Below are 24,846 nucleotides of genomic sequence, written 5' to 3'. Positions count from 1 at the left end.
GGCGCAACTGCTGCCGGCATCAGATGCCGGCGCTGACGATGCAATAACGGGCAATCGCCTGCAATACTGCGTCGTCTTCACCGACCGCCGTCGCCACTTTGAATTGCAGCGTCGGATGGGCTTGCTGCAATTGCGTGATCAACAGCGGCAGGTCACGCCGGACATGTCCGCCCTGCCCCAGAAATACCGGAATGATGCAAATCTCGGTGACACCGGCTGCGGCATGCAGCGCCACTTGCTCCGGCAATGCGGGCTGCATCAGCTCCAGATAAGCCAGCGACACTGTGGCATCCGGCAAGATATCGAGGATCAACTGGCGCAAGCGTTCAAACGGTGCCGCCCAGGCCGGATCGCGGGCGCCATGGGCAAACAGGATCACGGCGCGCGACATCAGTGCCGCTCCACCCAGCGCAAGGCCACCAGCGCCATCACCATGAACAGCAGGCTCGGCACCGCCGCCGTGACGAAGGCCGGCCAGGTATTGAGCAAGCCCAGATGGGAAAACAGGCTGTTGATCAACTGGAAGCACACCCCGATCATGATGCCGGTAAAGATTTTCAGACTGACGCCGCCGGCACGGAAGTGCAGATAAGCGAATGGCAAGGCCAGCGCCATCATGACAAAGATCGACAGCGGGTAAATCACTTTTTTCCAGAATGCAATTTCATAGCGCTCGGTGCGCTGGTTATTGGCTTCCAGATGTTTGGTATAGGCGCGCAAATCATAGGCCGACATGCGATCCGGATCGGCGAACAGCACCGACAGGATTTCCGGCGTCACTTCCGAAATGAAGGTCTTGCTGGGCAGCCGGGTGGTTTTGATCGGTGCCGTGATCGCACTGGCCTGACGGTCGACGGAAAATACGGTCTGCTCGACATCCGACAATTTCCAGACATGGTCCCCCTGATAGTCGCCCGCCGTGGCGGTCAGCATGGTCGCCAGATGGAAGTCCTGATCCAGTTCATAAATCTTGACGCCCTCCAGCCGGCCATCCGACAAGATGCGCTGAATGTTGAGGAAGCGGGTACCGATCACATCGCCTTCGAGGCCATTGACCTTGATCACGTCCTTGGCCCACAGGCCGGAGCGGAATTCCTGCGACAGCGAAGCGCCCTGCGCCTGCAGCCGGACCTTCTCGCCCAACTCGGTGGCCTTGGGCGCCACCAGCTCGCCGAACAGAATCGTCACGACCGCAAAGCCGACACCGATCTTGAGCAGCATTCTGGCAGTCATGGCGGTCGACATGCTGGACACCCGCATGATCGTGAATTCGGAACTGGCGGCAAATTGCGCCAGGGCGTAGATGGTGCCGATCAGGACGGCAATCGGCATCAGCTCATACACATTGCCCGGCAAGCCGAGCGCCACATACAGCAGCGCATGCTGCAATTGATAACCATTGCGACCGACCGATTCCAGTTGCGTCATCAGTTCGAAGAACGCAAACAGCGCCAGAAATGCCGCCAGCGCAAAGGTCACCGAGCGGACGATTTCCGTTGTGAAATAACGTTGCAGAACAGTCATGTCAGCCCTGCCGTTTCAATGTCATGGCGCGCCGTACGCACGCCCACATGACTTGTGGATGATAACGGCTGTTGACGGTCAGACGCCACGCAAACAAAGCCACCACCAGCAGCAACACCAGAATGTGCACCGGCCACCAGCCGACCAGCAGCGACATGCGGTTTTGCACCACCGCCGCCTGAAATACGCTGATCGTGTTGCTATAGACGACAAACAGCAGCAACGCCACCAGCAAGCCGATGGAGCGGCCCGCGCGCGGATTGACGAAAGCCAGCGGAATCGCCAGCAGCATCAGCAATACCGCCATCAGCGGCAGCGCCACGCGCCACAGCAATTCACCGCGACTGAAGCCGTTATCCTGCGTCAGCAAGTCCCAGGTCTGCAAGGCCTTGGCCGACTTGTCGCCGGCCGCTGCCTGTGACTGATTCGCCACCAGCAAGCCGTAACGTTCGAATTCGATCAGCTGGAAGTCCGGCTGGCTCGGCATGCCGTCGTAGCGACGGCCTTTATTCATGATCACGAATTTCTCGCCATCCTTGTCGACTTCCATCTCGCCTTCTTTGGCCACCACCACACTGTTTTTGCCATCCTGAAAGGTATTGACGAAAATATTCTTGACCTTGCTGGCGTCACCGGACACGCCTTCGACAAAGAAAATGCGATTGGCAGTGGCCGATTCCTGAAATTTTCCCGGTGATACGCGGGCAATGTCTTCCCGTTTCTCGAACCGTTCGCGGAACTGCGCGCTTTGCTCATTGGCCCACGGCGTGGCAACAAAACTCAGCACCCCGGTCAGCAACACGATCGGCCAGCCGAACAGCAGCACCGGCTTGACCCAGCGCGTCAGGCTCAGGCCGGCCGAAAACCAGACCACCATTTCCGAGTCCTGATAGCTGCGCGTGACTACCAGCAACACCGAAATGAAGCCGGTCAAAATCAAAATGATGGGTAAATAGTTGAGTGATTGAAAGCCGATCAGCGCCACCACGTCCTGCGAACTGACCTGGCCCCCGGCCGCCTGCCCCAGGATCTTGATCAGCATCACGGTAAGGGTAATTGTAAACAGCGTCGTAAACACCGCGCCGGCGGTGCTTACCAATTCGCGTCGAAGAGCGCGCTCAAAAATCATTGGGGGGCTTAAAAATGGAAGCTTATAATTGCGGGAGTAAATCAAACAAAGGATTAGCGATGGACTTTAGCATAAAAACATTGGACGCAAAAACCTCTGTTACCGCAATCAAGACGGGCGTACTCGTCGTCGGTATCTTTGAAAACCGCAAACTGACCAGCGCCGCGCAGGCACTGGACAAAATGGGCGCCATCAGCAGCGCCCTCAAATCCGGCGACATTTCCGGCAAACCCGGCGCTACCCTGCTGCTGCGCGGACTGACCGGCGTCGCCGCCGAGCGCGTGCTGCTGGTTGGCCTGGGCAATGAAGAGTCGCCAGCCGACAAGAGCTTCAGCTCCGCCGCCCAGGCCGCTGCACGGGCACTGACCACCGTCGGCGCCGCCGATGCCGTGGTGGCGCTGCCGCTGGACAAGATCAATCAACGCGACCTGAATTGGGCCATTTGCACCCTCGTGCTGGCCGCGCGCGACCTCGAATACCGCGCCGATACGCTCAAGAGCAAAAAAGATCCGGCGCCGACCGGCGTGCGCAAGCTCGCGCTGGCAGTGGCTGCCGGCGATGCCGCGCAAGCCAGACAGGGTCTGGCCGAAGCCGTGGCACTGAGCAATGGCATGGAGCTGACCAAGGATCTCGGCAACCTGCCCGGCAATGTCTGCACGCCGACCTATCTGGCCAATACCGCCAGAAAACTGGCCAAGGACTACAAGCTCGGCATCGAAGTGCTGGATCGCAAGCAACTCGAAGCGCTGAAAATGGGCAGCTTCCTGTCGGTCACCAATGGCAGCGACGAACCGCCGAAATTCATCGTGCTCAAGCACATGGGCGGCAAAGCCAAAGATGCGCCGACGGTGCTGGTCGGCAAGGGCATCACGTTCGACACCGGCGGCATTTCGCTGAAACCCGGTCTCGGCATGGATGAAATGAAATACGACATGTGCGGCGCGGCGTCGGTGCTCGGCACTTTCCGCGCCATTGCCGAATTGCAATTGAAGCTGAACGTGATCGGCGTCATCCCGACCTGCGAAAACATGCCTTCCGGTCGCGCCACCAAGCCGGGCGATATCGTGACTTCGATGTCCGGGCAAACCATCGAAGTCTTGAACACCGATGCCGAAGGCCGCCTGATCCTGTGCGACGCCCTGACTTACGTGGAGCGTTTCAAACCGGCCGCCGTGGTCGATATCGCGACGCTGACCGGCGCTTGCATCGTGGCCCTGGGCCATCACAACTCCGGTCTGTTTACCCGCAGCGATGATGCCCATGACAAACTGGCCGCCGATTTGCTGGCTGCCGGCAAGGCCAGTGGCGATACTGCATGGCGCATGCCGATTGAAGATGCCTATCAGGAACAGTTGAAGTCGAACTTCGCCGATATCGCCAATATCGGCGGTCAACCGGCCGGCAGTGTGACCGCCGCCTGCTTCCTGGAGCGCTTTACCAAGAAATATACCTGGGCCCATCTGGATATCGCCGGTACCGCATGGAAAAGCGGCGCAGCCAAAGGCGCCACCGGCCGTCCGGTGCCCTTGCTGACCACCTATCTGCTGAATCTGGCACGCAAGCCGGCACGCGCCTGATATCGCGTCGCAGCAAGATACGGCCCGCCTCCGGGCTGTAGTGCGCAACAAAGAAAAAGCCGCCATTCCGATCAGGATGGCGGCTTTTACCGTTATATAAAATAGAAATAAAAGTAGTTACTCAAAACCCGGGGCGGGCCTGCAAGAAAAATTTAACCCGACTAGAATGGTCAGGTTAAATTTTTTGTGCAACTGCTGACGAGCCCCCCACAAGGGAAACCGACCCCACGTTTTGAAAGAACTCCTATCATGAGTAACGCCAACAGCGATCTTTTCCATTCCACCCAGCTCGGCCCATTCACTCTGCAAAACCGTATCGTCATGGCGCCGCTGACGCGCAGCCGCGCCCAGAGCGGCGATATCCCAAGCGAACTGGCGCCGCTGTATTACGCTCAACGCGCCAGCGCCGGCCTGATCATCGCCGAAGCCACGCAAATCTCGCCGCAGGGCAAAGGCTATGCCTTCACCCCCGGTATCTACGACGACGCTCAGGTTGCCGGCTGGAAAAAAGTGACCGCCGCAGTTCACGCCAAGGGCGGCCATATCTTCTTGCAGTTGTGGCACGTAGGCCGCATCTCCCATCCGTCACTGCAACCTGACGGCGCCTTGCCGGTAGCGCCATCGGCGGTGCAGCCGGAAGGCAATGCCTTTACCGAAGACGGCTTCCAGCCATTCGTCACACCGCGCGCACTGGCCCTGGAAGAATTGCCCGGCATCGTCGAGCAATATCGCCATGCCTCGTTGCTGGCAATTGAAGCCGGCTTCGACGGCGTTGAAATCCATGCTGCCAATGGCTACCTGCTCGACCAGTTCCTGCGCGACAAAACCAATCTGCGCACCGACAATTACGGCGGCTCGATCGAGAACCGCAGCCGTCTGTTGCTGGAAGTGGTGGAAGCCGTGACAGCGCTGGTGCCAAGTGATCGCGTCGGCATCCGCCTGTCGCCGGTCAGCCCCGCCAACGACATTGCCGACAGTAATCCGCAAGCCCTGTTCAGCCACGTGGTGGAACAATTGAATCGCTTCAAGCTGGCGTATCTGCATGTGGTCGAAGGCGCCACCGGCGGCCCGCGCCAGGTGGATGACGGCTTCGATCTCCAAATCCTGCGCCGCCTGTTCAACGGCACCTACATCGCCAACAATGGTTACGATCTGGCGCTGGCAATCAAGGCGCGGCAAGACAACCTGGCCGATCTGATCGCCTTCGGTCGTCCCTTCATCGCCAATCCTGATCTGGTAGAGCGCCTCAAAACCGGCGCCCCGCTCAACGCTCTCGACCCGGATACCTTGTATGGCGGCGACGCGCGTGGTTATACCGACTATCAGGCGCTGAACGCGGCTTGATGCGACACATCCGCAGGCGATTGAGCCTGCGGATGGCCGCGCCAAATGGCCTTGCGATTGCGGTGGATTGTATTAAGACATGAATCATCCGGCACTGCTCCGAATGGTGAAAGCCGCACGGTAATTAGCCACACCAGAAAACTCCGCGGAAAGGAAACGCTGATCGCAGTGTTGAAATCATTACTTTGGGCGAGAGAGATTGCCGGCAAAACAAGAGGCTTTTGTCGAAGTATCACGGGCACAACTGCATGTCACCGGCCGGCACCTCAGCGCCATCTTTTGCCACCACCTCCGCAGCATCCTCAAACAACCAGCCGGCGCCGGCCAGTTCTGGCCATAACTGTTGCCAGTCGTCCGGGAACAGGATCTTTCTGGTGATTGCACCGCGTGACTCTCGCTCGAGATTGACTGCGAGGCGAGGAGAACATTGACGATTGCCATAACCGATCTGACGCAGATACTCAAAAGAAGTGGCGCACCGTTGAGCAAATTCGTCCCGTTTGGCGACAGGTAACGAGTTCAAATATTGAATAAGTGTCATATTGACAATATAGCACCAGCTACAAATTTTTCAAGCGTATGGTAATTTACCAAATGCTAAATTTGCGTTTCAATATTTGCATGAATATGCATGAACACCGGCGTGCGCGCCTGCTCTCCCTGATTGCAACCCACCATGCAGGCAGTCGAAAAAAATTTTGCGACGACAGCGGTCTGAGCGAATCCCGACTGGCGCAATTACTTTCCCCGACCTACAGAGACGGCCAGAGTTTCGGTGAAAAAGCCGCCCGCACTCTGGAGGAAATCCTCCGTCTGGACAAATTCTATTTCGACTTCTACGCTGCCGATGCGGCCAATGCAGAACACAGCAAACATGTTGCCGTCACGGCGTCGGCCGGCAGCCAGTACATCGAAATCCAACGAGTAAAATTAAATTTGGAGGCCGGGAATCCGTTTTTCTCCACCACACCTTTTAAGTCTACTGGTCAACTGATCAGTTTCCATCAGGATTGGTTCCGCAGCCATGCCTATATTCCGGAAAAAATACTTGCCACTACGGTCAGCGGCAACAGCATGGAGCCGACCATTTCGGATGACGATCTGGTGATCTTCAATACCGGCGACTCTGAACTCAGAGATGGCGCGCTGTTTGTCATCAATTGCGCCGGTGCCGCCGAAGTAAGACGATTGATACGCGATTGCGGCCAGTGGTTCATGAGCGCCGACAATCCCGAAGAAAAATATTACCAGCGGCAGGCATACCTGGCCGGCACCGATATCGTCATTGGTCGAGTAATTTTAATCCAGCGCGAAAGTCCGTAAGCGTAATCACGGCGGTAACCCCAACCCGCTGGCACCACTACCGGATACCGCATCGGCAGGAGCATGCACGAAACGCCACTCCGCATAGGTGTTGGCCCCGGAAAAATCCATATCGTCGGCAAACCCGGCTTGCTTGCGCGGCTTCTTTGCCGACAGCGAATGCACGCCGACAATCCGTCCGCCTGCCTTGATCAGTCCCCACTCAGCTTTGCCGGTCATGGGGTCGACAAAAATTTTCCGCAAGTGGCGCTTGATACCCGGTACCCGGCCGTCGCGCAGCAAATCCTCCAGCGTGGCCGGATAACGCTGCAAGCCGCTCATATATCAGTTGCCACACTTGACTTGCACGACACAGGCCTCGCACATTGAAAAATCGGCGCAATACACATTTATTTCGATGTACCTTTGATCAACGCAAAGAGCGACATGTGAAAATGAGATTTTTGTTGAAATAAAAGGGAAATTTTTGACGTGAAAAAATCGCGATTTGTACAAACCGCCTTGGATGAATTTTGCTGATGGGAGAACGGATGCGGGGAGATTGCATCGGTTCATCAGCGGCACACTTTTACTTATTGAAAATCGGAAGTGCAGACGGTATGCAACACGATGCAGCCATCTGCAAAATGATGATCAGCGCTGGCCGCACATGTCATCAGGGCTTGCGGCTGCGGCAGACGCCGGCATGTAGCGCAAACTCCAGGCCCAAAACAACAAACCGGTCAGACTGACCAATGCGCCCAGCAGACACACGCCATACCAGCCGGCAAATGCATAGACGCTGGTGGCAGCGATGGCACCGATGCCGCTGCCGACTGCATAGAACAACATGTAACAAGCCACCAGCCGGCTGTGCGATTGGCTATCGCCACTGAAGATCATGCTCTGATTGGTCACATGAATTGCCTGGCCGGCCAGATCCAGCAGCACGATCCCGAGCACCAGCGCCCACATGGTGTGCGCCATCAACGCCAGCGGCAACCACGCTGCCAGCAACAGCAACCATGCAATGCCGGTGGTTTGCTGCCCATAACCCTGGTCAGCACGTTTTCCGGCACGGGCGGCACCGAGTGCACCTATAACGCCGACCAGACCGAAGGCGCCGATCTGAGCATGAGACAAAACAAACGGCGGCGCACTCAGAGGCAATACCATCGCACTCCAGAAAATGCTGAACGCAGCAAACATCAGCAGCGCAATCACTCCGCGAATTTGCAACACCCGCTGCTGCGTCAGCAACGACAACATCGATTGCAACAAGGCCCGGTAAGACAGCCGGCTCGCCGTGGGCAACTGCTGCGGCAACAATCGCCACAACGCGGTCAGCAACAACACGGCCAGCGCCGCCGACACCAGATATACCATGCGCCAGCCGGCCACCTCTGCCACCGTGCCGGCCAGAGTCCGCGCCAGCAACAAGCCGATCACGACACCACCCTGTGCAGCCCCCACGACGCGGCCGCGTTCTGCACTGCCGGCAGCACTGGCAGCGCAGGCAATCAAGCCTTGGGTCATCGCGGTACCCAGCAAGCCCAGCGCCAGCATGCCCGTCAGTAACCAGAATGAGGTACTGGCGGTGGCGGTCGCCAGCAACGCCACAATCAGCAAGACCAGTTGCACCAGCATCAAACGCCGCCGTTCCAGCAAATCGCCGAGCGGCACCAGCAGCAGCAACGCCAGCGCGCAACCGGCTTGCGTCATCGTAATCACGATCCCGATCGTGGCGGCACTGAAACCGAAATCGCGCGCCAACGCATCCAGCAGCGGCTGCGCATAATACACGTTAGCCACACTCAAACCACAAGCAATTGCAAACAACAATACCGTGCTGCCCGGCAATGTGACCGGCGCCGGCGATCCCGGCAACGGCTTCTTCACTACGATTTCATCAGGCATGCCCGCTCCAATCCAGTTTCAAATAAAAACCAGTTGCAGTCTAGGGCATCAAGTTTTAAAATGCAACCAGATTATTCTGAGGACAACGTGCCATGAGTCAGCAAGAAAATATGCCGGGTGAGACCTGTCCTGTCGCCAGAACCCTGGATGTGATCGGCGACCGCTGGTCGTGGCTGATCGTGCGCGATGCCTTCGACGGCATTCGCCGTTTCGGTGAGTTTCAGAAAAATCTGGGCATGGCGCGCAATATTCTGGCCTCGCGCCTGCGCGCCCTGACCGAACAAGGTGTGCTGGAAATCGCGCCGGCGTCGGATGGCAGCGCCTATCAGGAATATGTGCTGACGCCGAAAGGCGAAGATCTGTTCACGGTGGTGGTGGGATTACGCCAATGGGGCGAACAGCACTTGTTTGCGCGACGCGAGAAGCACTCCACCCTGATCGAACGCGCGAGTGGCAAGCCGGTGCCCAGAATTTCGCTGCACGATCAGGATGGTCAGGCGCTGCGGCCGCAAGACACGATAGTCAAGAAGGTAACGCCGCAGAATCGCTCATGATCCGGAATTGCATCGTCCGCAGCGCATCGGCAGCAATGCCTGAATCACGCCCCGGGATTACGGGCGAACAAAAAAAATGGCGACATCAATCGTAATTGACGCCGCCCAAACCCACCCTCAAGAGTACTTTGTACACAAAATTCGGATACATCCCGAAATTGCGATCCATGACGTCATCATAGAAGAACATTTCCAATTTGCAATTTTTTTATTGCCATATTTGCATTAATTATCATTAATTTCCAATAAGCAACAAATACCCCTGTCGTCCTATCGGGTTAATTGGATTCTGATTGGAATCCTCATTAAAAAAATTTGAGAGCGGATTCAAATCACGGCAAAAGACCGGGCTGGCACAGCGCCGTCATCGACCCAGGGGATTAGGGTAAGATTCTGTCCTCGCCGAAATATCGGCTATCCGACAGCAAGCATCACCGGCTGTCAGCCGTATCAATGTCTAAGGAATTCCGATGAAAATCGCCACATGGAACGTCAACTCCCTCAAAGTACGCCTGCCGCAAGTGCTGCAATGGCTCACCGACAACCCGATTGATGTGTTGTGCCTGCAGGAAACCAAGCTGACCGATGATAAATTTCCGCTGGCGGAAATCAATGCGGCTGGTTATCAGGTGGTGTTCACGGGGCAAAAGACCTATAACGGCGTGGCGATTCTGTCGCGTCATCCGATTGAAGATGTGGTCAAGAACAATCCTTTGTTCGAGGATGAACAACAGCGTTTGCTGACCGCCACCATCAACGGCATTCGTATCGTGTGCGCCTACATTCCCAATGGACAATCGCTTGAATCGGACAAGTATCAATACAAGCTGAAGTGGCTCAATGGCTTGCATGACTGGTTGCAGCAGCAACAAGCACAACATCCGAAACTGGCCTTGCTCGGTGATTACAATATCGCGCCGGAAGATCGCGATGTTCACGATCCGGCCGCCTGGGAAGGACAAGTGCTGGTCTCGCCGCCGGAGCGCGCCGCGTTCGTGCGCATGCAAGAGTTGGGACTGACCGATGCCTTCCGTTTATTCGAACAGCCGGAACGCCTGTTCAGCTGGTGGGATTACCGGCAGATGGGGTTCCGCATGAACAAGGGCTTGCGCATCGATCATATTTTGCTGTCGGCGCCGCTGGTGCCGTTGTGCAGCGCCTGCATCATCGACAAGGTCCCACGCAAATGGGAACAGCCGTCGGATCACACGCCGGTGATTGCAACACTGGATCTGTAACCGGTTCTGGAACCTGCTCTGTAAAACGACAAAACGGCTTCGTGCAACACGAAGCCGTTTTTGATTGGTACAGCGTCAGCGCAACGTCTTGCGCGCCGCCGGTTATTGCGCCGGGTCTTTCTTCTTCAGTTGCTTTTCAAACGCGACGTCGAGCTTGCTGACGCGCTTCGGTTTTTGCGGTCCGTAGGCATTCACGAATTGCACGAAGCTGTCGAGGTCGAGTGCTTCGCACAGTTTCTCGGCCGGGTTTTCGGGTGTCCGCTGCAGCAGGATAAAACGTTCATCGGAAGTGCGCGCCATGGAATACTGGCGCGACCCCGCGCGCACATTCAAACGGTCGATGGCGGCGGTTGCGCGGGTAGATCTCATTTCTGGGCCTTATAAAATACGCTGCCAGTAAGCCACATCCAGCCACTGATCAAATTTTTTGCCAACCTGGCTGAAGTGCGCCACTTTGACGAATCCCATCTTTTCATGCAAGGCGACACTGCCCGGATTGGGTTGCACGATGCCGCCCATCACCGCATGCACTGATGCTTGCTGCAATGCTTCCAGCAACGCCGTATAGAGTGCCGAACCGACCCCGCGCCCGCCGCTGTTCTGCGCCAGATAGACCGAACTCTCCACCGAATGCCGATAGGCGGCGCGCTGTTTCCACTTGATGGCGTAGGCATAGCCGAGTATGCGGCCCTGCTCTTCGTATACCAGCCATGGATATTGCGCCGCCACCTCGTCGATACGACGGCCCATCTCTGCGGTATCAACGGCTTCGGTTTCAAAACTGATCGTCGTATTGAGGACGTAGTGATTGTAAATTGCGCAAATGGCAGCGGCGTCGGCCGTGCTTGCATTGCGAATCGGGTTAGCCATGTCTGCAGCCGGAAACTGAAATGAGGAAACCCGTAGTGTAACCAAATTGGCGACGCCCGGCCGGCGGCGTCGCCAAATACTGCCGGACCGGCTTCAGTTTTCCAGCGCTTGCCGGATTTGCTGCAACGAGGTCGGATCTTCGATGGTGGTCAGGTCGCCCGGATCGCGGCCTTCGCAGATGGCCTGAATCGAACGCCGCAACAACTTGCCGGAACGGGTCTTGGGCAACAGGCTTACCACCAGCACCCGGGCCGGACGCCCGACTGCGCCGATCTGTTTGTCGACCACCCGCATCACTTCGGCCTCGAAAGCCTGCTTCTGTTCCTTGCTGGCGGTACTGTCGGCATTTTTGGGGATCACGAAGGCAATCGCGACCTGCCCTTTGAGTTTGTCTTCCACGCCGACCACGGCCACTTCCGACACATTCGGATGCGATGAAATGCTCTCTTCAATTTCCCGCGTCCCCAGCCGGTGGCCGGCCACATTGATGACATCGTCGGTGCGGCCGAGGATGAAGTAATACCCGTCTTCGTCGCGAATGCCCCAGTCAAACGTCGAATACGCCATGCGCGGGAAATTGGACCAATAGGTTTTGACGAAGCGTTCATCGTCACCATAGATGGTCTGCATGCAACCGGGCGGCAGCGGCCCTTCAATCGTCACCACGCCCTTTTGATTGGGTCCGCATGCCTCACCCGTGGCTTCATCGATGATGTGCATGCGGTAGCCATACAGCGGCACGCCGGGGCTGCCCAGTTTGGTTGGCTTGTCTTCGATGCCCTTGGCAATCGACAAGATCGGCCAGCCGCTTTCGGTTTGCCAGTAGTTATCGATGATTGGTACCTGCAAGGCCGAGGAAATCCAGCTGGAGGTGGTTTCATCCAGCGGCTCGCCGGCCAGATACAACGCCTTCAATGATGACAGATCGTACTTGCTCATGAATTCCGGCGGCTGCTTCTTCAATACGCGAATCGCGGTCGGTGCCGAAAACATGCGGGTGACCTTGTATTTTTCGACAATGCGCCACCAGATACCGGCATCGGCCTGCGCCTCGCCGGCCGCGCGCGCCAGTACCGGCAAGCCCTCATACAACACGGTGGCCATGCCGGCAATCAGCGGACCATACACAATATAGGAATGACCGACCACCCAACCGATATCCGAAGTACAGAAATAGGCCTCACCGGGATTGCCGCAAAACACATGCTGCATCGACGCCGCCAGCGCCACCGCATAACCGCCGACGTCACGCTGCACCCCTTTCGGTTTGCCGGTGGTGCCGGAGGTGTACAGAATATACGAAGGCTGATTCGACTCCAGCCAGGTCACCGGCACTTGCGCATCCAGATATTGCTGACGCAACGCGCTGTAGTCGAGATCGCGGCCAGCCGTGCGCGGCATCTCGGCCAGACCGCGATCCACCAGCAAGACGTGCGCCGGCTTGTGTTGCGCCAGACGAATCGCCTCATCCAGCAACCCCTTATAAGCTACTACTTTGCCGCCGCGCGAACCGGCGTCGGCCGACACGATCAGTTTCGGTTGCGCATCATCAATCCGGCTGGCCAGGCTGTTCGACGCAAAGCCGCCGAACACCACGGAATGCACGGCGCCGATACGGGCGCATGCCAGCATGGCAAACACTGCTTCCGCAATCATCGGCATATAGATCAAAACACGGTCGCCTTGTGCTACACCTTGCGCCAGCATGATCGCTGCCATGCGATTGACTTCGGCGTGCAATGCGCCGAACGAGTAGGTTTTTTCAGTACCGGTTTCCGTCGAGATCGCGATCAGTGCCGCCTGTTCGGCACGGGCCGGCAAGTGGCGGTCAATCGCGTTATGACACAGGTTGGTTTGACCGTCGATGAACCAACGCGCGAATGGCGGCCGCGAATAATCCAGGGTGTTGGTGAAGGGCTGGTGCCAGTCGATGCGACGCGCTTCGTTCGCCCAGAAGGTGTTCGGATCGTCGATTGATTGCCGGTAAAAACTGTCGAAATTCATGGGATCTCCTCATCGTAGTATGTCTGTCGTGCAAGCCGCATCTGTGTGCTGCTTTTTCTGCATGCAGTGTCCCATTTCAAGCTTACGCAAAACTGAACGGATCACAAAAAAATCCCTTGCAAAACAAAGAGATGCAAGAGAATTTCGCGTTATCGACGCGCACGAAAAAGCCACCGGCCCGGCATCCGTCAGATGCGCAATCCGCTGTCACCGGCAAAGCTCGGATCACGCTCAGATCACATACAGATCCACATAATCGTTGACTGACATCGCTTCGAGTTTTTTCTGGTTGAGCGAGACATCCAGAATCTGTTGTTGTTGGCGCGGCGGGAACTGGCGCGCCAGATTGGTCTTGAATTTTTGTTCCAGCAGCGGAATGCCTTCCTGGCGACGGCGCGCATGACCAATCGGATATTCCACCACCACTTCCTTGAATTGCTTGCCATCCTTGAATTCAATCGTCAGCGCATTGGCAATCGACCGCTTGGCCGGATCGTGATAATCCCTGGTGTAAGCAGGATCTTCAACGCAGACAATCTTGCTGCGCAAGACATCGATGCGCTTGTCGCCGGCCACCGCATCTTCGTAATCGGCAGCCGTCAGCCGGCCGAAAATCAGGGGGACTGCCACCATGTATTGAATGCAGTGATCGCGGTCCGCCGGATTATTCAACGGTCCCTGTTTATCGATGATGCGCAGGCAGGCTTCATGGGTGCGGATCGTGATCTTGCGGATATCTTCGGCCTGGCGACCTGCCTTGCGCAGTTGGGCGTGCAGCGTCATTGCCGCTTCTGCCGCGGTCTGCGCGTGGAACTCGGCCGGGAAGGAAATTTTGAACAACACGTTTTCCATTACATAGGAAGCGTACTTGCGCTGGAATACGAATGGCTGACCCTTGAACGACACGTCGTAAAAGCCCCAGGTTTTGGCCGTCAATACGGAGGGATAACCCATCTCGCCGGTCTGGGCGATCAATGCCAGACGCACCGCGCGCGAGGTGGCGTCGCCAGCCGCCCACGATTTGCGTGAACCGGCATTCGGCGCATGGCGATAGGTGCGCAGCGATTGCCCGTCGACCCACGCCAGCGATACCGCATTGAGAATTTCTTCGCGGCTCAGCCCGAGCATGCCGGCGACCACCGCCGTCGATGCCACCTTGACCAGCACCACATGATCCAATCCCACTTTATTGAAGGAATTCTCAAGCGCAATACAGCCCTGGATTTCGTGCGCCTTGATCATCGCGCCCAGCACGTCTTTCATGCTGAGCGGTGGCTTGCCGGCGGCCACGGCATTGCGCGACAACCAGTCGGCAGTCGCCAGGATGCCGCCCAGATTATCGGAGGGATGACCCCACTCCGCTGCCAGCCAGGTATCGTTGAAATCGAGCCAGCGGATCATGGCGCCGATATTGAATGCCGCCTGCACCGGATCAAGCTGAAACCGGGTGCCCGGGACGCGCGCGCCATTGGGCACGATGGTGCCCGGCACCAGCGGCCCCATCAGTTTTTTACAGGCGGGATAGGTGAGAGCTTCGAGACCGCAGCCCAAGGTATCGATCAGGCAATTGCGGGCCGTATCGTAGGCAACTTTCGAAACAATCTTGTATCGGGTGACATAGTCGACGATATCGACCAGTACCTGATCATACTTGGGACGACCCTTGGCAACAGACCCGGACATGTTTTTTCCATTCACTGAAAAATGAAAATAACGCGCCGCCCGGGCCAGTTTTATGCTGCCGGACAGGCGCTGTTATCTGACCTTGCATTCATTGGCCAGTTGCTGACCAAGCTTGGCATTGAGCAACATCGATTTGGCCGGGATCTGAATCCAGACCAGACCATCGCCCTTGTTTTCAAAGCGCAAGGCGCCGGTCGATGTCGATACCGATGTCATCTTGTAGCTGCTGCCCTTCCAGACCAGCGTCATGCTTTCGTTGCTTTTGTCTTCGAACTTGACGTCCACCCGGTTGCCCATGTCGCAGGAAAAATTGCCGGTCTTCAGGCTCGCTGCCCAGGCTGGCTGGATCGCCACCGGCAAGGCCGCAATCGGTGCCGGTTTGGTTTCGGCAATCGGCAATGGCGAGGAAGCGCAGGCTGCCAGCAGCGCAGGCAAGGTCAGGGCGAAAGAGAGTTTCAGAGCATTCATCATGATTCCAGTGCAATTGATCAGGGGATAATGGACCGCATATTACCAAATCCCCTGATACACACACCACTTTTTACTGCCGCTGCGGCTGCCTACTTGCGCTGATCGATCGGCACGAACTTCAGATCTTCCGGGCCGACATAATTGGCCGACGGACGAATGATCTTGTTGTCGATGCGCTGTTCGATGATATGCGCAGCCCAGCCCGAAGTACGGGCAATCACGAACAATGGCGTAAACATGGCAGTCGGTACGCCCATCATGTGATACGACACGGCCGAGAACCAGTCCAGATTCGGGAACATTTTCTTGATGTCCCACATTACCGTTTCCAGACGTTCGGCAATGTCAAACATCTTCAGCGAGCCGGCATCATTGGACAGATTGCGCGCCACCTCCTTGATGACCTTGTTGCGCGGGTCGGAGATGGTGTACACCGGATGACCGAAACCGATCACGACTTCCTTGTTTTCGACGCGACGCTTGATATCGGCTTCCGCTTCGTCCGGATTGTCGTAACGTTTCTGGATTTCAAACGCCACTTCGTTGGCGCCGCCATGCTTGGGGCCGCGCAGCGCGCCAATCGCGCCGGTGATGGCGGAATGCATGTCGGAACCGGTGCCGGCAATGACGCGGCCGGTAAAGGTCGAAGCGTTGAATTCATGCTCTGCGTACAGGATCAGCGAGGTATGCATGGCCTTTTCCCACAGCGCCGACGGCTTCTTGCCATGCAGCAAATGCAGGAAATGGGCGCCGATCGATTCGTCGTCGGTTTCGACTTCGATGCGCTTGCCGTTATGGCTGAAGTGATACCAGTACAACAACATCGACCCCAGCGAGGCCATCAGGCGATCCGCGATATCGCGTGCGCCCGGCGTATTGTGGTCATCTTTTTCCGGCAGCACACAGCCCAGCACCGACACACCTGTACGCATGACATCCATCGGGTGCGATGATGCCGGCAAGCTTTCGAGTGCAGTCTTGACGTTGGCAGGGACACCGCGCAAGGCCTTGAGTTTGATCTTGTATGCCTTCAGTTCGGCTGCGGTCGGCAACTTGCCGTGCACCAGCAGATGGGCGATTTCTTCGAATTCACAGCTGTCGGCCACATCCAGAATGTCATAGCCGCGGTAGTGCAGGTCGTTACCGGTCTTGCCCACGGTACACAGTGCGGTGTTACCGGCAGTGACGCCAGACAGCGCGACGGATTTTTTTGGTTTGAAACCTGCTGCTTGTTGCTCGCTCATTACAATCTCCTTCCAGTGTTATCGGCTTGGACGGTCGCGCCGCCAGGTTCATGACGGGCGCGGCCGGCTATCATTTGTCGCTGTACTTTTTTTCCAGCAAATCGAACATCGGCTTGTTGACCAGACGCTGACGCTCGGCAAACGGCGTCACGAAATTCGGGTCTTCATCGAGACGGTGCGTATCGCGCAGCACGGTCAGCGCCTTTTGCATGCCGGCCACCGCACCCTGCAACGCGGCATTGGCGTACAACACGATGCCATAGCCCATGCCGGCCAATTCATCCGCGCTGAAAATCGGGGTCTTGCCGCCGATCACCAGATTGACCAATTGCGGCTTGTCCAGCACTTGCGGCAGGCGGCGAATTTCTTCGGCAGTTTCGGTCGCTTCCACAAACAGGATATCGGCGCCGGCTTCGCTATAGCGCGCAGCACGCTCCATCGCATCTTCAAAACCATGCACACTGCGCGCATCGGTACGCGCCATGATCAGCATGCCTTCATTGGTGCGGGCATCAACGGCCGCATGAATCTTGCCGACCATCTCGGCACAGGAAATCACTTCCTTGCCATTGAAGTGGCCGCAACGCTTGGGCGATACCTGATCTTCCAGTTGCACTGCATCGGCGCCGGCGCGCTCCAGCGTACGGATGGTGTGACGCACATTGAGCGCATTGCCGAAGCCGGTGTCGGCGTCCACGATCAGCGGAATCTCGACCGCATCGCGGATACGCGCGGTGTGGTCAGCCAGTTCATTGAGGCCGATGAAGCCTTGATCCGGCATGCCGAAATACATGTTGGTGACGCCGGCCCCGGTGATGTACAGCGCCTCGAATCCGAGATCGGCGATGACGCGTGCCGACAAGGCATTGAACGCGCCTGGCACCAGCATGCCGCGTCGCGCGTTAACCTTTTCGAGCAGAATCTGCTTGGTGGTTTTTGAATTGGTAGTCATAAAAGTCCTTTGACAGAATTGTTTCACCGATGTGATTGCTCCTTTTATTGCAATGGCCGTGCCATCTGCGGCCAAAACGGGGAATCTGCGGCCGGCGCTCCTGCCGGGCAACGACAAAATTTCATGAAATCAACGGCTTATCCACGGCGATAAATAAGCGACAACATTTCTGATCAATGCCATTTACCTGCTGACGACGTTGCATTTGAAACAATTGAAACAATGCGGCGAAACACCGCATTTTCTTTTGCAACACCGCTTCTGTCCCCCTGCCGCGATGCAATGACAGCGACGTCATGCGGTCCTGAGCGGTGGCGACAAATGCGTTTCAGCCTCGCCGGCGAAGGCCCATGCAATAGCCGATTGACAAGGACTCGTTACGCGTCTTACCCTCGCGCATTACCTAGAAATAATATGGATAAATATCAGAACAAATAACAAGCAGAAATATTACCGGCATCTGCGCTAACCATCTGACGCAGCCCAGACTGCCGCCCATCCCGCGACCCGGGACCCCGTACCCATCGCTCTTATCCGGAGACTTCATGACCAGCAGTACTACCAACAGCCAGCAGGATCAAATCCATCCGCAAGCATGGCGCGCCGTTATTTCCTCGTCCATCGGCAATGCGCTCGAATGGTTCGACATCCTGATTTACGGCGCCTTCGCCGTGGTCATCGCCAAACTGTTCTTCCCGACCGACAATGAAACCGTATCCCTGTTGGTGACGTTCGCCACCTTCGGTGTGTCCTTTTTCATGCGCCCGCTCGGCGCCGTCATTCTTGGCGCCTACTCTGACCGCGTCGGCCGCAAAGCCGCACTGTCGCTGTCGATTCTGCTGATGACCATCGGCACCGCGCTGATCGCCTTCATGCCGACCTATGCCAGCATCGGTTTGTGGGCACCGGCCGGCATCGTGCTGGCACGCCTGATTCAGGGTTTCTCGGCGGGTGGCGAGTTCGGCAGCTCGACCGCATTTCTGGTCGAACACGCGCCACATCGACGCGGCTTCTTTTCCAGCTGGCAGGTCGCCAGCCAGGGCTTGAGCCTGCTGCTGGCAGCCGCCTTCGGCGCCGGCCTCAATGGCTGGCTGACAGTCGAACAGTTGTACGACTGGGGCTGGCGCATTCCATTCCTGTTCGGTTTGCTGATCGGACCAGCCGGCTTTTATATTCGCCGCCATCTGGAAGAGTCGCCGGAATTCGCCGCTGCTGAGCGTACCGAAACACCGCTGCGTGACATGTTCACGCAACAAAAGGAGCGTCTGCTGATCGGCACCGGCTGCGTGATCATGGCGACGGTATCGGTATATCTGGCCTTGTACATGCCGACCTATGCCATCAAGCAATTGGGCATGCCGGCATGGTCGTCGTACGCTGCCACGCTGATTTCCGGTCTGATCATGATGCTGGCGTCGCCCCTCGTCGGCAAGCTGTCGGATCAATATGGCCGCACCCCGTTCATGCTGGCCAGCAGCGTGTTGTTCGTGGTGATGACGTATCCGATGTTCGTGTTCTTGACCGGCAATCCGACCTTCGGCAATTTGCTGTTGCTGCAAATCGTGATCGGCGTCCTGATGACTGCTTACTTTGCCGCCATGCCGGCACTGCTGTCGGATATCTTCCCGGTGCAAACCCGCGGTACCGGCATGTCGCTCAGCTATAACATCGCGGTGATGATTTTCGGCGGCTTTGCCGGCCTCATCATTACCTGGCTGATTCAGTCGACCGGCAACAAGCTGGCCGTCAGCTTCTTCGTCATCTTCGGTGCCGTACTGAGCGTGATCGCCACCCTCGCGGCGCGCTATCGCCTCAAGATCCGCTGATCCGGATCACGCCAGCCATACCGCTCCGGTACGGCTGGCGGCAGCAGACATAAAAAAGCGGGAACCTTGCGGTTCCCGTTTCAGCTTCCCCTTCAGCAGTACCGACCATCAATCGTCTTCGGCGCCGCCGATGCCCAACTCTTGAATTTTTCTGGTGATGGTATTGCGACCAATACCGAGCCGCACTGCCGCATCATTCTTGCGACCATGGGTATGCTTGAGCGCTATCTTGATCAATGCCGCCTCAAACTGACGCCCCAGAATATCCATCACTTCCGGACGATCCTGACTCAGCATCTGCGCCGCTTCGGTTTCCAGCAAACTGATCCAGCTATGCCGCTCACCATCCAACGCCACCCCGGCGCTGACGCGCAGTTCCGCCACCGGCGCCGCAAATGCGACAGTCGGTGCAGTAGTGGCCTGCATCGTGGTGCTTTGTTCTTCGATCAGTTCCTGCGGCAAGTCCTTGACTTCCACGGTCTGCCCCGGCGCCATCACGGTAATCCAGTTGCACAGATTTTCCAGTTGACGCACGTTGCCGGGCAATTCCAGTTGCGACAAGAACTGCATCGCCTGCGGTGACAAGCGCTTGGCTTCCACTCCCAACTGCCGTGCACTCTGCGTCAGGAAATGGCGTGCCAGAATCGGAATGTCTTCACTGCGTTCACGCAAACTCGGCAAGCGCAGACGGATCACATTGAGACGGTGATACAAGTCTTCGCGGAACAAGCCTTCGCGTACCCGGTGTTCGAGATTCTGGTGCGTCGCGGCGATCACGCGCACATTCGCCTTGAGTGACTGATGACCGCCGACCCGGTAGAAATGCCCATCCGACAGCACGCGCAACAGACGGGTCTGCAAGTCCAGCGGCATGTCGCCGATTTCATCGAGAAACAGTGTGCCGCCTTCGGCTTGTTCAAACCGGCCACGCCGCATTGCCTGGGCGCCGGTGAAAGCGCCGCGCTCATGTCCGAACAGTTCCGATTCCAGCAGATCCTTGGGAATGGCCGCGGTGTTCAATGCCACGAACGGTTGCGCCGCGCGCGGGCTGTGCTTGTGCAATGCACGCGCCACCAGCTCCTTGCCGGAACCGGATTCACCGGTGATCAATACCGTGACGTTCGATTGCGACAAGCGACCGATGGCGCGAAACACATCTTGCATGGCCGGTGCCTGACCGAGTATTTCCGGTGCATTGGCAGAGGCTTGCTCAACATCGGCTTCCCGCAAGCTCTCTTCTAGTGCACGGCGTATCAGTTCGACCGCTTTATCGACGTCAAACGGCTTGGCCAGGTATTCGAATGCACCACCCTGGAACGCCGAGACTGCAGAATCGAGATCGGAAAATGCCGTGATGATGATGACCGGAATCCCCGGGTGCTTGGCCTTGATCGCTTGCAGCAATTCCAGACCGGAGGCACCCGGCATCCGGATGTCCGAAACCAGTACCTGCGGCATGCTGGTTTGCAGTGCCTGCATGGCATCACGCGCACTGGAAAAACTTTGCGTGGCGAGATTTTCGCGCGCCAGGGCCTTTTCGAGTACCCAGCGTATTGATTCGTCGTCGTCAACAATCCAGATTGGTTTCATATGTATCTTTTCCTGCGAGTGATTGAGCGGCATCCGACATGGCTGCCTCTTGATCTGCTGCCCGTCACGGCAGCGGTATCAATATTCTGAAATCCGTGTATCCCGGCCGACTCTCGCATTCGATCACACCCATGTGCTGCTGCACGAATGTCTGCGCCAGAGTCAACCCCAATCCGCTTCCTCCCTCTCGTCCTGAAACCAGCGGGTAAAAAATGCGGTCCTGGATGTCGGGTGAGATACCGGGGCCGTTATCGATGATATGCAAGTCTAGTGCCAGCCGGTAACGGACCTTGGCCAGCGTGATCTGACGACTCACTCGCGTTTGCAAAATCAGTTCGGCATCGCCGGCCGCGATACGTTCGGCCAGCGCCTGGGCAGCGTTATGCACGATGTTCAGCAGCGCCTGAATCAATTGCTCCTTGTCACCACGGAATTCCGGAATCGACAAATCGTAATCGCGGCGAATCATCAGCCCGCTCGGGAACTCGGCCAGAATCAGGCTGCGCACGCGCTCGCATACTTCATGGATGTTGACGTCGCCGACGATATGCGGTCGCCGGTGTGGCGCCAGCAGGCGATCCACCAGCGTCTGCAGGCGGTCGGCTTCCTTGATGATGACCTGCGTGTATTCGCGCAATTCTTTCAGGTGGCGCTCCGGCAATTCCAGTTCCAGCAATTGCGCCGCGCCGCGAATGCCGCCCAGCGGGTTCTTGATTTCGTGCGCGAGGTTGCGGATCAGTTCTTTGTTGGCCTGACTCTGGTCCAGCAAACGTTCTTCGCGATCCAGCTTGAGTTGCTGTACGTTTTCACGCAACTCCAGCAACACCGGCATCTCCGGATTTTCCAGTGCCGTGACGATGGCGTGCACCTGCAAGGCTTCGCGCCCGACCCGCTCCAGCACGAGGTCCAGCCGCTTGTCGGCAAACTGATGTTCCACTGCCTGCGAAAACAGATGCACCAGTTCTTTGCCATTCAGGAAGAGCTCGCTGAGCTTTTGCTGCGACAAGACTTTGAACGAACTCTCCAGCAGGTTTTCTGCGGCGGCGTTGGCGTACACGATGCCGCCATCGGCATCGAGAATGATGACGGCCGAAGCCAGCAGGTCCAGCCCGTCAAGTGAAGGTAATGTAGTTTTCATTCTTTTCATGATAAAAGCCGCGGTCAGGTCGGCAACTTCGCTTGCCATGATGCAATCACCAGTGGCAAGCGGCTGTCATTCAAGAAAGCAAGAAGCGGGCAAGCTTATTGTCTGATGCCGCCAAGCTCGCGTCTGAGCGCTTCGATATTGCGGTCGCTGCGTGCCAGCGCATCCTTGAGCGTCTGCACGCGCTCCTGATATTTTGCATAATTGCGTTCATCGCCGCGGCGTTCCGGTTCACCGTTATTGAACTCCGCCTGCAATGCCGCGCGTTTCTTCTCTTCGTTGCTCAGCTCGTTGAGCAGTATCTGGCGCCGGTCATCATCGCCGGCCTGCCTGGCACTGGCATCGCGCTTGGGAAATCCCGCTGCTGCCGCAGCCGGCGGCTTGCCTGCAGTAACCGGCCTGGCCGGCGGCGCGGCCGTCAATCCCGGCAGAGTCACTTTCCGACAATCCTTGCCGGCGCCGCTGTTGCGGTATTCCGCGAGACCATTGGCATCCACGCAGCGATAGACTTCATTGGCCGCTGCGGCCACGGTACTTGCTGCGGACGTCAGCAGCAGCATCGACAACAGACGTGAACATGGTTTCATCGGCCTGCTCCGCAAGAAAATAATGATAAGTGTATGTCAATATTTCCCTGTGGACAAATCAGCAGATACGGGCCGGCCCGGGCAAAAAACGACTGCCGGAAAACAAAAAAAGGGAAGCAAGCTTCCCTTTTTTTTCAATCATCAGCGATATGGATTACAGCGAGTAATACATGTCGAATTCGATCGGGTGCGTCGTCATGCGATAGCGCTGTACTTCCTGGCCCTTCAGGTCCAGATACGCATCGATCATGCTGTCAGTGAAGACGCCGCCGCGGGTCAGGAACTCGCGATCCTTGTTCAGGTGTTCCAGCGCTTCTTCCAGCGAAGAACACACGGTCGGGATCAGCTTGTCTTCTTCCGGTGGCAGATGGTACAGATCCTTCGAAGCAGCTTCGCCCGGATGAATCTTGTTCTGCACGCCGTCCAGACCTGCCATCAGCAGTGCGGAGAAGCACAGGTACGGATTCGCCAGCGGATCCGGGAAACGGGTTTCGATACGACGACCCTTCGGATTGGCAACGTGCGGAATACGGATCGATGCCGAACGGTTGCGTGCCGAGTAAGCCAGCTTGACCGGCGCTTCGAAACCTGGAACCAGACGTTTGTACGAGTTGGTACCTGGATTGGTGATCGCGTTCAGTGCCTTGGCATGCTTGATGATGCCGCCGATGTAGAACAGGGCGAATTCGGACAGGCCGGCATAGCCGTCGCCGGCGAACAGGTTCTTGCCATCTTTCCAGACCGATTGGTGCACGTGCATGCCCGAACCGTTGTCGCCAACCAGTGGCTTCGGCATGAAAGTCGCGGTCTTGCCGTAGGTGTGTGCCACGTTCCAGATCACGTACTTCATGGTCTGGGTCCAGTCAGCGCGCTCTACCAGCGTCGAGAAGCGGGTACCCAGTTCATTCTGACCGGCGCCGGCAACTTCGTGGTGATGCACTTCAACCGGAATGCCCAGGGCTTCGATGATCAGCGACATTTCCGAACGCATGTCCTGGAAGCTGTCGACCGGAGGAACCGGGAAGTAACCGCCCTTGACGGTAGGACGGTGACCGCTGTTGCCGCCTTCGAGCTTGGCACCGGTACTCCATGCCGCTTCTTCGGATTCGATCTTGACGAACGAACCGGACATGTCTGCGCCCCAGCGCACACCGTCAAAAATGAAGAATTCCGGTTCCGGACCGAAGTAGGCGGTATCGCCCAGGCCGGAGGATTTCAGATAGGCTTCAGCGCGCTTGGCGATGGAGCGTGGATCACGGTCATAGCCCTTGCCATCGGCAGGCTCGATCACGTCACATTGCATGAACAATGTGGTTTCTTCCATGAACGGATCGATGTTGGCTGTGTTCGGATCAGGAATCAGCAGCATGTCGGAAGCTTCGATACCCTTCCAGCCGGCAATCGACGAACCGTCAAATGCATGACCGGATTCAAATTTGTCGATATCGAAATGGGAAACTGGCACCGTTACGTGCTGTTCTTTACCCCGGGTGTCGGCAAAGCGAAAGTCAACAAACTTGACTTCATTGTCCTTAACCAACTTCAAAACTTCTGCGGCCGTCCTTGCCATGCGAATCTCCTAAAACGAGGAAGTAGTATAAATTTGCGAATTGGGTTATGAGCCAACTACATGCTTGTGCAGCCTGTAACAGCTAACAGTTAGTGCGTCAGAACTCAGCCAGAAATGATAGCAGATTCCATGCCACCAACCGCGTTGTATCGGGTACAGAGGTATATTTTAGGGAGTAATTGCAGAAAGCGCGCCGACAGGCCGCCACAGCAGGGAAAATGATCGCATTAATTTGGTGCAAATTACGATATTTGCACCAAATTAATTCAAATTCTTTGCTTTGCTTTTTTATGGTGCGTTTTTGCACCATAAGTGGCGCT

At 56.9% G+C, this 24,846-nt stretch carries 23 protein-coding genes; 6 read left to right on the top strand and 17 right to left on the bottom strand.

The genetic code is table 11. The features are described from left to right. Positions 1–19 precede the first annotated feature (19 nt). Genes AKL27_RS21050 through lptF form a run of 3 tightly spaced genes read right to left on the bottom strand, consistent with a single transcriptional unit; the run spans position 20 to position 2,653 of the window. The gene (locus AKL27_RS21050; protein WP_050464829.1) at positions 20–391 is read right to left on the bottom strand and encodes a sirohydrochlorin chelatase; all 372 of its coding nucleotides are present in this window, start codon (positions 389–391) and stop codon (positions 20–22) included. Next, the gene (gene lptG, locus AKL27_RS21045) at positions 391–1,524 is read right to left on the bottom strand and encodes an LPS export ABC transporter permease LptG (RefSeq protein ID WP_050464828.1); all 1,134 of its coding nucleotides are present in this window, start codon (positions 1,522–1,524) and stop codon (positions 391–393) included. Before lptG ends, AKL27_RS21050 begins: the two co-directional genes overlap by 1 nt. Before the next feature lies 1 nt (position 1,525). Beyond that, on the bottom strand, positions 1,526–2,653 hold the full coding sequence (gene lptF, locus AKL27_RS21040) for an LPS export ABC transporter permease LptF (RefSeq protein ID WP_050464827.1): 1,128 nt from the start codon (positions 2,651–2,653) through the stop codon (positions 1,526–1,528). A 59-nt stretch (positions 2,654–2,712) separates the two neighbouring features. Here lptF and AKL27_RS21035 point away from each other — a divergent pair, with 59 nt between their 5' ends. Together AKL27_RS21035 and AKL27_RS21030 are read left to right on the top strand one after the other, a co-directional pair. Continuing rightward, positions 2,713–4,230, top strand: coding sequence for a leucyl aminopeptidase (locus tag AKL27_RS21035; RefSeq protein WP_050464826.1), 1,518 nt, complete (start codon positions 2,713–2,715; stop codon positions 4,228–4,230). A gap of 249 nt (positions 4,231–4,479) precedes the next feature. Then, positions 4,480–5,574, top strand: a complete 1,095-nt coding sequence (locus AKL27_RS21030; RefSeq protein ID WP_050464825.1) for an alkene reductase — start codon at positions 4,480–4,482, stop codon at positions 5,572–5,574. Between the two features lie 232 nt (positions 5,575–5,806). Here AKL27_RS21030 and AKL27_RS21025 read toward each other — a convergent pair whose 3' ends face one another. Beyond that, positions 5,807–6,115: a transcriptional regulator gene (locus tag AKL27_RS21025; protein WP_232311058.1), complete on the bottom strand. Its 309-nt coding sequence runs from the start codon at positions 6,113–6,115 to the stop codon at positions 5,807–5,809. An 80-nt stretch (positions 6,116–6,195) separates the two neighbouring features. On the opposite strand from AKL27_RS21025, the gene AKL27_RS21020 reads away from it, so the two are divergent. Beyond that, positions 6,196–6,897 carry a S24 family peptidase gene (locus AKL27_RS21020; RefSeq protein ID WP_050464824.1) on the top strand — a complete coding sequence of 234 codons (702 nt, stop codon included), beginning with the start codon at positions 6,196–6,198 and terminating at the stop codon, positions 6,895–6,897. A 6-nt stretch (positions 6,898–6,903) separates the two neighbouring features. Here the strand turns inward: AKL27_RS21020 and AKL27_RS21015 are convergent, their stop codons facing one another. Together AKL27_RS21015 and AKL27_RS21010 are read right to left on the bottom strand one after the other, a co-directional pair. Then, positions 6,904–7,218 carry a hypothetical protein gene (locus AKL27_RS21015; RefSeq protein WP_050464823.1) on the bottom strand — a complete coding sequence of 105 codons (315 nt, stop codon included), beginning with the start codon at positions 7,216–7,218 and terminating at the stop codon, positions 6,904–6,906. A 312-nt stretch (positions 7,219–7,530) separates the two neighbouring features. Further along, positions 7,531–8,793, bottom strand: coding sequence for an MFS transporter (locus AKL27_RS21010; RefSeq protein WP_050464822.1), 1,263 nt, complete (start codon positions 8,791–8,793; stop codon positions 7,531–7,533). 92 nt (positions 8,794–8,885) lie between these two features. Here AKL27_RS21010 and AKL27_RS21005 point away from each other — a divergent pair, with 92 nt between their 5' ends. Continuing rightward, a complete protein-coding gene (locus tag AKL27_RS21005; RefSeq protein ID WP_050464821.1) occupies positions 8,886–9,347 on the top strand; it encodes a winged helix-turn-helix transcriptional regulator in 462 nt (153 codons plus the stop codon). Positions 9,348–9,817: 470 nt separating this feature from the next. Then, complete coding sequence (xth, locus tag AKL27_RS21000) at positions 9,818–10,585, top strand: exodeoxyribonuclease III (protein ID WP_050464820.1); 768 nt, start codon at positions 9,818–9,820, stop codon at positions 10,583–10,585. Between the two features lie 102 nt (positions 10,586–10,687). Here xth and AKL27_RS20995 read toward each other — a convergent pair whose 3' ends face one another. From AKL27_RS20995 to AKL27_RS20965, 7 genes are all read right to left on the bottom strand, one after another. Further along, the gene (locus tag AKL27_RS20995; RefSeq protein ID WP_050464819.1) at positions 10,688–10,954 is read right to left on the bottom strand and encodes a hypothetical protein; all 267 of its coding nucleotides are present in this window, start codon (positions 10,952–10,954) and stop codon (positions 10,688–10,690) included. Positions 10,955–10,963: 9 nt separating this feature from the next. Then, positions 10,964–11,455 carry an arsinothricin resistance N-acetyltransferase ArsN1 family B gene (locus tag AKL27_RS20990; protein ID WP_050464818.1) on the bottom strand — a complete coding sequence of 164 codons (492 nt, stop codon included), beginning with the start codon at positions 11,453–11,455 and terminating at the stop codon, positions 10,964–10,966. Positions 11,456–11,548: 93 nt separating this feature from the next. Continuing rightward, a complete protein-coding gene (locus AKL27_RS20985; RefSeq protein WP_050464817.1) occupies positions 11,549–13,459 on the bottom strand; it encodes a propionate--CoA ligase in 1,911 nt (636 codons plus the stop codon). A 231-nt stretch (positions 13,460–13,690) separates the two neighbouring features. Further along, positions 13,691–15,142, bottom strand: coding sequence for a bifunctional 2-methylcitrate dehydratase/aconitate hydratase (locus AKL27_RS20980; protein ID WP_050464816.1), 1,452 nt, complete (start codon positions 15,140–15,142; stop codon positions 13,691–13,693). Between the two features lie 72 nt (positions 15,143–15,214). Beyond that, positions 15,215–15,610, bottom strand: coding sequence for an MliC family protein (locus AKL27_RS20975; protein ID WP_050464815.1), 396 nt, complete (start codon positions 15,608–15,610; stop codon positions 15,215–15,217). A 92-nt stretch (positions 15,611–15,702) separates the two neighbouring features. Next, complete coding sequence (gene prpC / locus AKL27_RS20970) at positions 15,703–16,857, bottom strand: bifunctional 2-methylcitrate synthase/citrate synthase (protein WP_050464814.1); 1,155 nt, start codon at positions 16,855–16,857, stop codon at positions 15,703–15,705. Between the two features lie 70 nt (positions 16,858–16,927). Then, entirely contained in the window at positions 16,928–17,809 is an 882-nt protein-coding gene (locus AKL27_RS20965; RefSeq protein WP_050464813.1) for an isocitrate lyase/PEP mutase family protein, read from the bottom strand. Positions 17,810–18,354: 545 nt separating this feature from the next. On the opposite strand from AKL27_RS20965, the gene AKL27_RS20960 reads away from it, so the two are divergent. Next, on the top strand, positions 18,355–19,635 hold the full coding sequence (locus AKL27_RS20960) for an MFS transporter (protein ID WP_050464812.1): 1,281 nt from the start codon (positions 18,355–18,357) through the stop codon (positions 19,633–19,635). A 108-nt stretch (positions 19,636–19,743) separates the two neighbouring features. Here AKL27_RS20960 and ntrC read toward each other — a convergent pair whose 3' ends face one another. The 4 genes from ntrC to glnA form a co-directional block, all read right to left on the bottom strand. Then, positions 19,744–21,225 (bottom strand): nitrogen regulation protein NR(I), encoded by a 1,482-nt coding sequence (gene ntrC, locus AKL27_RS20955; RefSeq protein ID WP_050464858.1) that lies wholly within the window; start codon positions 21,223–21,225, stop codon positions 19,744–19,746. A gap of 64 nt (positions 21,226–21,289) precedes the next feature. Further along, positions 21,290–22,363, bottom strand: coding sequence for a nitrogen regulation protein NR(II) (gene glnL, locus AKL27_RS20950; protein ID WP_050464811.1), 1,074 nt, complete (start codon positions 22,361–22,363; stop codon positions 21,290–21,292). A gap of 104 nt (positions 22,364–22,467) precedes the next feature. Beyond that, on the bottom strand, positions 22,468–22,956 hold the full coding sequence (locus tag AKL27_RS20945; RefSeq protein ID WP_050464810.1) for a hypothetical protein: 489 nt from the start codon (positions 22,954–22,956) through the stop codon (positions 22,468–22,470). Between the two features lie 154 nt (positions 22,957–23,110). After that, positions 23,111–24,526 (bottom strand): type I glutamate--ammonia ligase, encoded by a 1,416-nt coding sequence (gene glnA / locus AKL27_RS20940; protein WP_050464809.1) that lies wholly within the window; start codon positions 24,524–24,526, stop codon positions 23,111–23,113. Between the last annotated feature and the right edge of the window lie 320 nt (positions 24,527–24,846).

It is taken from the genome of Herbaspirillum autotrophicum, from assembly GCF_001189915.1.
In the GTDB taxonomy this organism is placed as follows: Bacteria; Pseudomonadota; Gammaproteobacteria; order Burkholderiales; family Burkholderiaceae_D; genus Herbaspirillum; species Herbaspirillum autotrophicum.
The sequence above is the reverse complement of the archived record's forward strand: the minus strand, read 5'-3'. Positions and strand labels throughout refer to the sequence as shown.

Excerpts from the sequence above, each read along its gene's own strand:
- AKL27_RS20985 (WP_050464817.1), bottom strand. The coding sequence starts at position 13,459 with ATGAATTTCGACAGTTTTTACCGGCAATCAATCGACGATCCGAACACC.
- AKL27_RS20995 (WP_050464819.1), bottom strand. The coding sequence starts at position 10,954 with ATGAGATCTACCCGCGCAACCGCCGCCATCGACCGTTTGAATGTGCGC.
- AKL27_RS20980 (WP_050464816.1), bottom strand. The coding sequence starts at position 15,142 with ATGTCCGGGTCTGTTGCCAAGGGTCGTCCCAAGTATGATCAGGTACTG.
- AKL27_RS20965 (WP_050464813.1), bottom strand. The coding sequence starts at position 17,809 with ATGACTACCAATTCAAAAACCACCAAGCAGATTCTGCTCGAAAAGGTT.
- AKL27_RS21035 (WP_050464826.1), top strand. The coding sequence starts at position 2,713 with ATGGACTTTAGCATAAAAACATTGGACGCAAAAACCTCTGTTACCGCA.
- AKL27_RS21020 (WP_050464824.1), top strand. The coding sequence starts at position 6,196 with ATGAATATGCATGAACACCGGCGTGCGCGCCTGCTCTCCCTGATTGCA.
- AKL27_RS21005 (WP_050464821.1), top strand. The coding sequence starts at position 8,886 with ATGAGTCAGCAAGAAAATATGCCGGGTGAGACCTGTCCTGTCGCCAGA.
- prpC (WP_050464814.1), bottom strand. The coding sequence starts at position 16,857 with ATGAGCGAGCAACAAGCAGCAGGTTTCAAACCAAAAAAATCCGTCGCG.
- AKL27_RS20975 (WP_050464815.1), bottom strand. The coding sequence starts at position 15,610 with ATGAATGCTCTGAAACTCTCTTTCGCCCTGACCTTGCCTGCGCTGCTG.
- glnL (WP_050464811.1), bottom strand. The coding sequence starts at position 22,363 with ATGAAAACTACATTACCTTCACTTGACGGGCTGGACCTGCTGGCTTCG.
- AKL27_RS21030 (WP_050464825.1), top strand. The coding sequence starts at position 4,480 with ATGAGTAACGCCAACAGCGATCTTTTCCATTCCACCCAGCTCGGCCCA.
- AKL27_RS21015 (WP_050464823.1), bottom strand. The coding sequence starts at position 7,218 with ATGAGCGGCTTGCAGCGTTATCCGGCCACGCTGGAGGATTTGCTGCGC.
- AKL27_RS20960 (WP_050464812.1), top strand. The coding sequence starts at position 18,355 with ATGACCAGCAGTACTACCAACAGCCAGCAGGATCAAATCCATCCGCAA.
- xth (WP_050464820.1), top strand. The coding sequence starts at position 9,818 with ATGAAAATCGCCACATGGAACGTCAACTCCCTCAAAGTACGCCTGCCG.
- AKL27_RS21025 (WP_232311058.1), bottom strand. The coding sequence starts at position 6,115 with ATGACACTTATTCAATATTTGAACTCGTTACCTGTCGCCAAACGGGAC.
- AKL27_RS21050 (WP_050464829.1), bottom strand. The coding sequence starts at position 391 with ATGTCGCGCGCCGTGATCCTGTTTGCCCATGGCGCCCGCGATCCGGCC.
- AKL27_RS20990 (WP_050464818.1), bottom strand. The coding sequence starts at position 11,455 with ATGGCTAACCCGATTCGCAATGCAAGCACGGCCGACGCCGCTGCCATT.
- lptF (WP_050464827.1), bottom strand. The coding sequence starts at position 2,653 with ATGATTTTTGAGCGCGCTCTTCGACGCGAATTGGTAAGCACCGCCGGC.
- AKL27_RS21010 (WP_050464822.1), bottom strand. The coding sequence starts at position 8,793 with ATGCCTGATGAAATCGTAGTGAAGAAGCCGTTGCCGGGATCGCCGGCG.
- glnA (WP_050464809.1), bottom strand. The coding sequence starts at position 24,526 with ATGGCAAGGACGGCCGCAGAAGTTTTGAAGTTGGTTAAGGACAATGAA.
- lptG (WP_050464828.1), bottom strand. The coding sequence starts at position 1,524 with ATGACTGTTCTGCAACGTTATTTCACAACGGAAATCGTCCGCTCGGTG.
- AKL27_RS20945 (WP_050464810.1), bottom strand. The coding sequence starts at position 22,956 with ATGAAACCATGTTCACGTCTGTTGTCGATGCTGCTGCTGACGTCCGCA.
- ntrC (WP_050464858.1), bottom strand. The coding sequence starts at position 21,225 with ATGAAACCAATCTGGATTGTTGACGACGACGAATCAATACGCTGGGTA.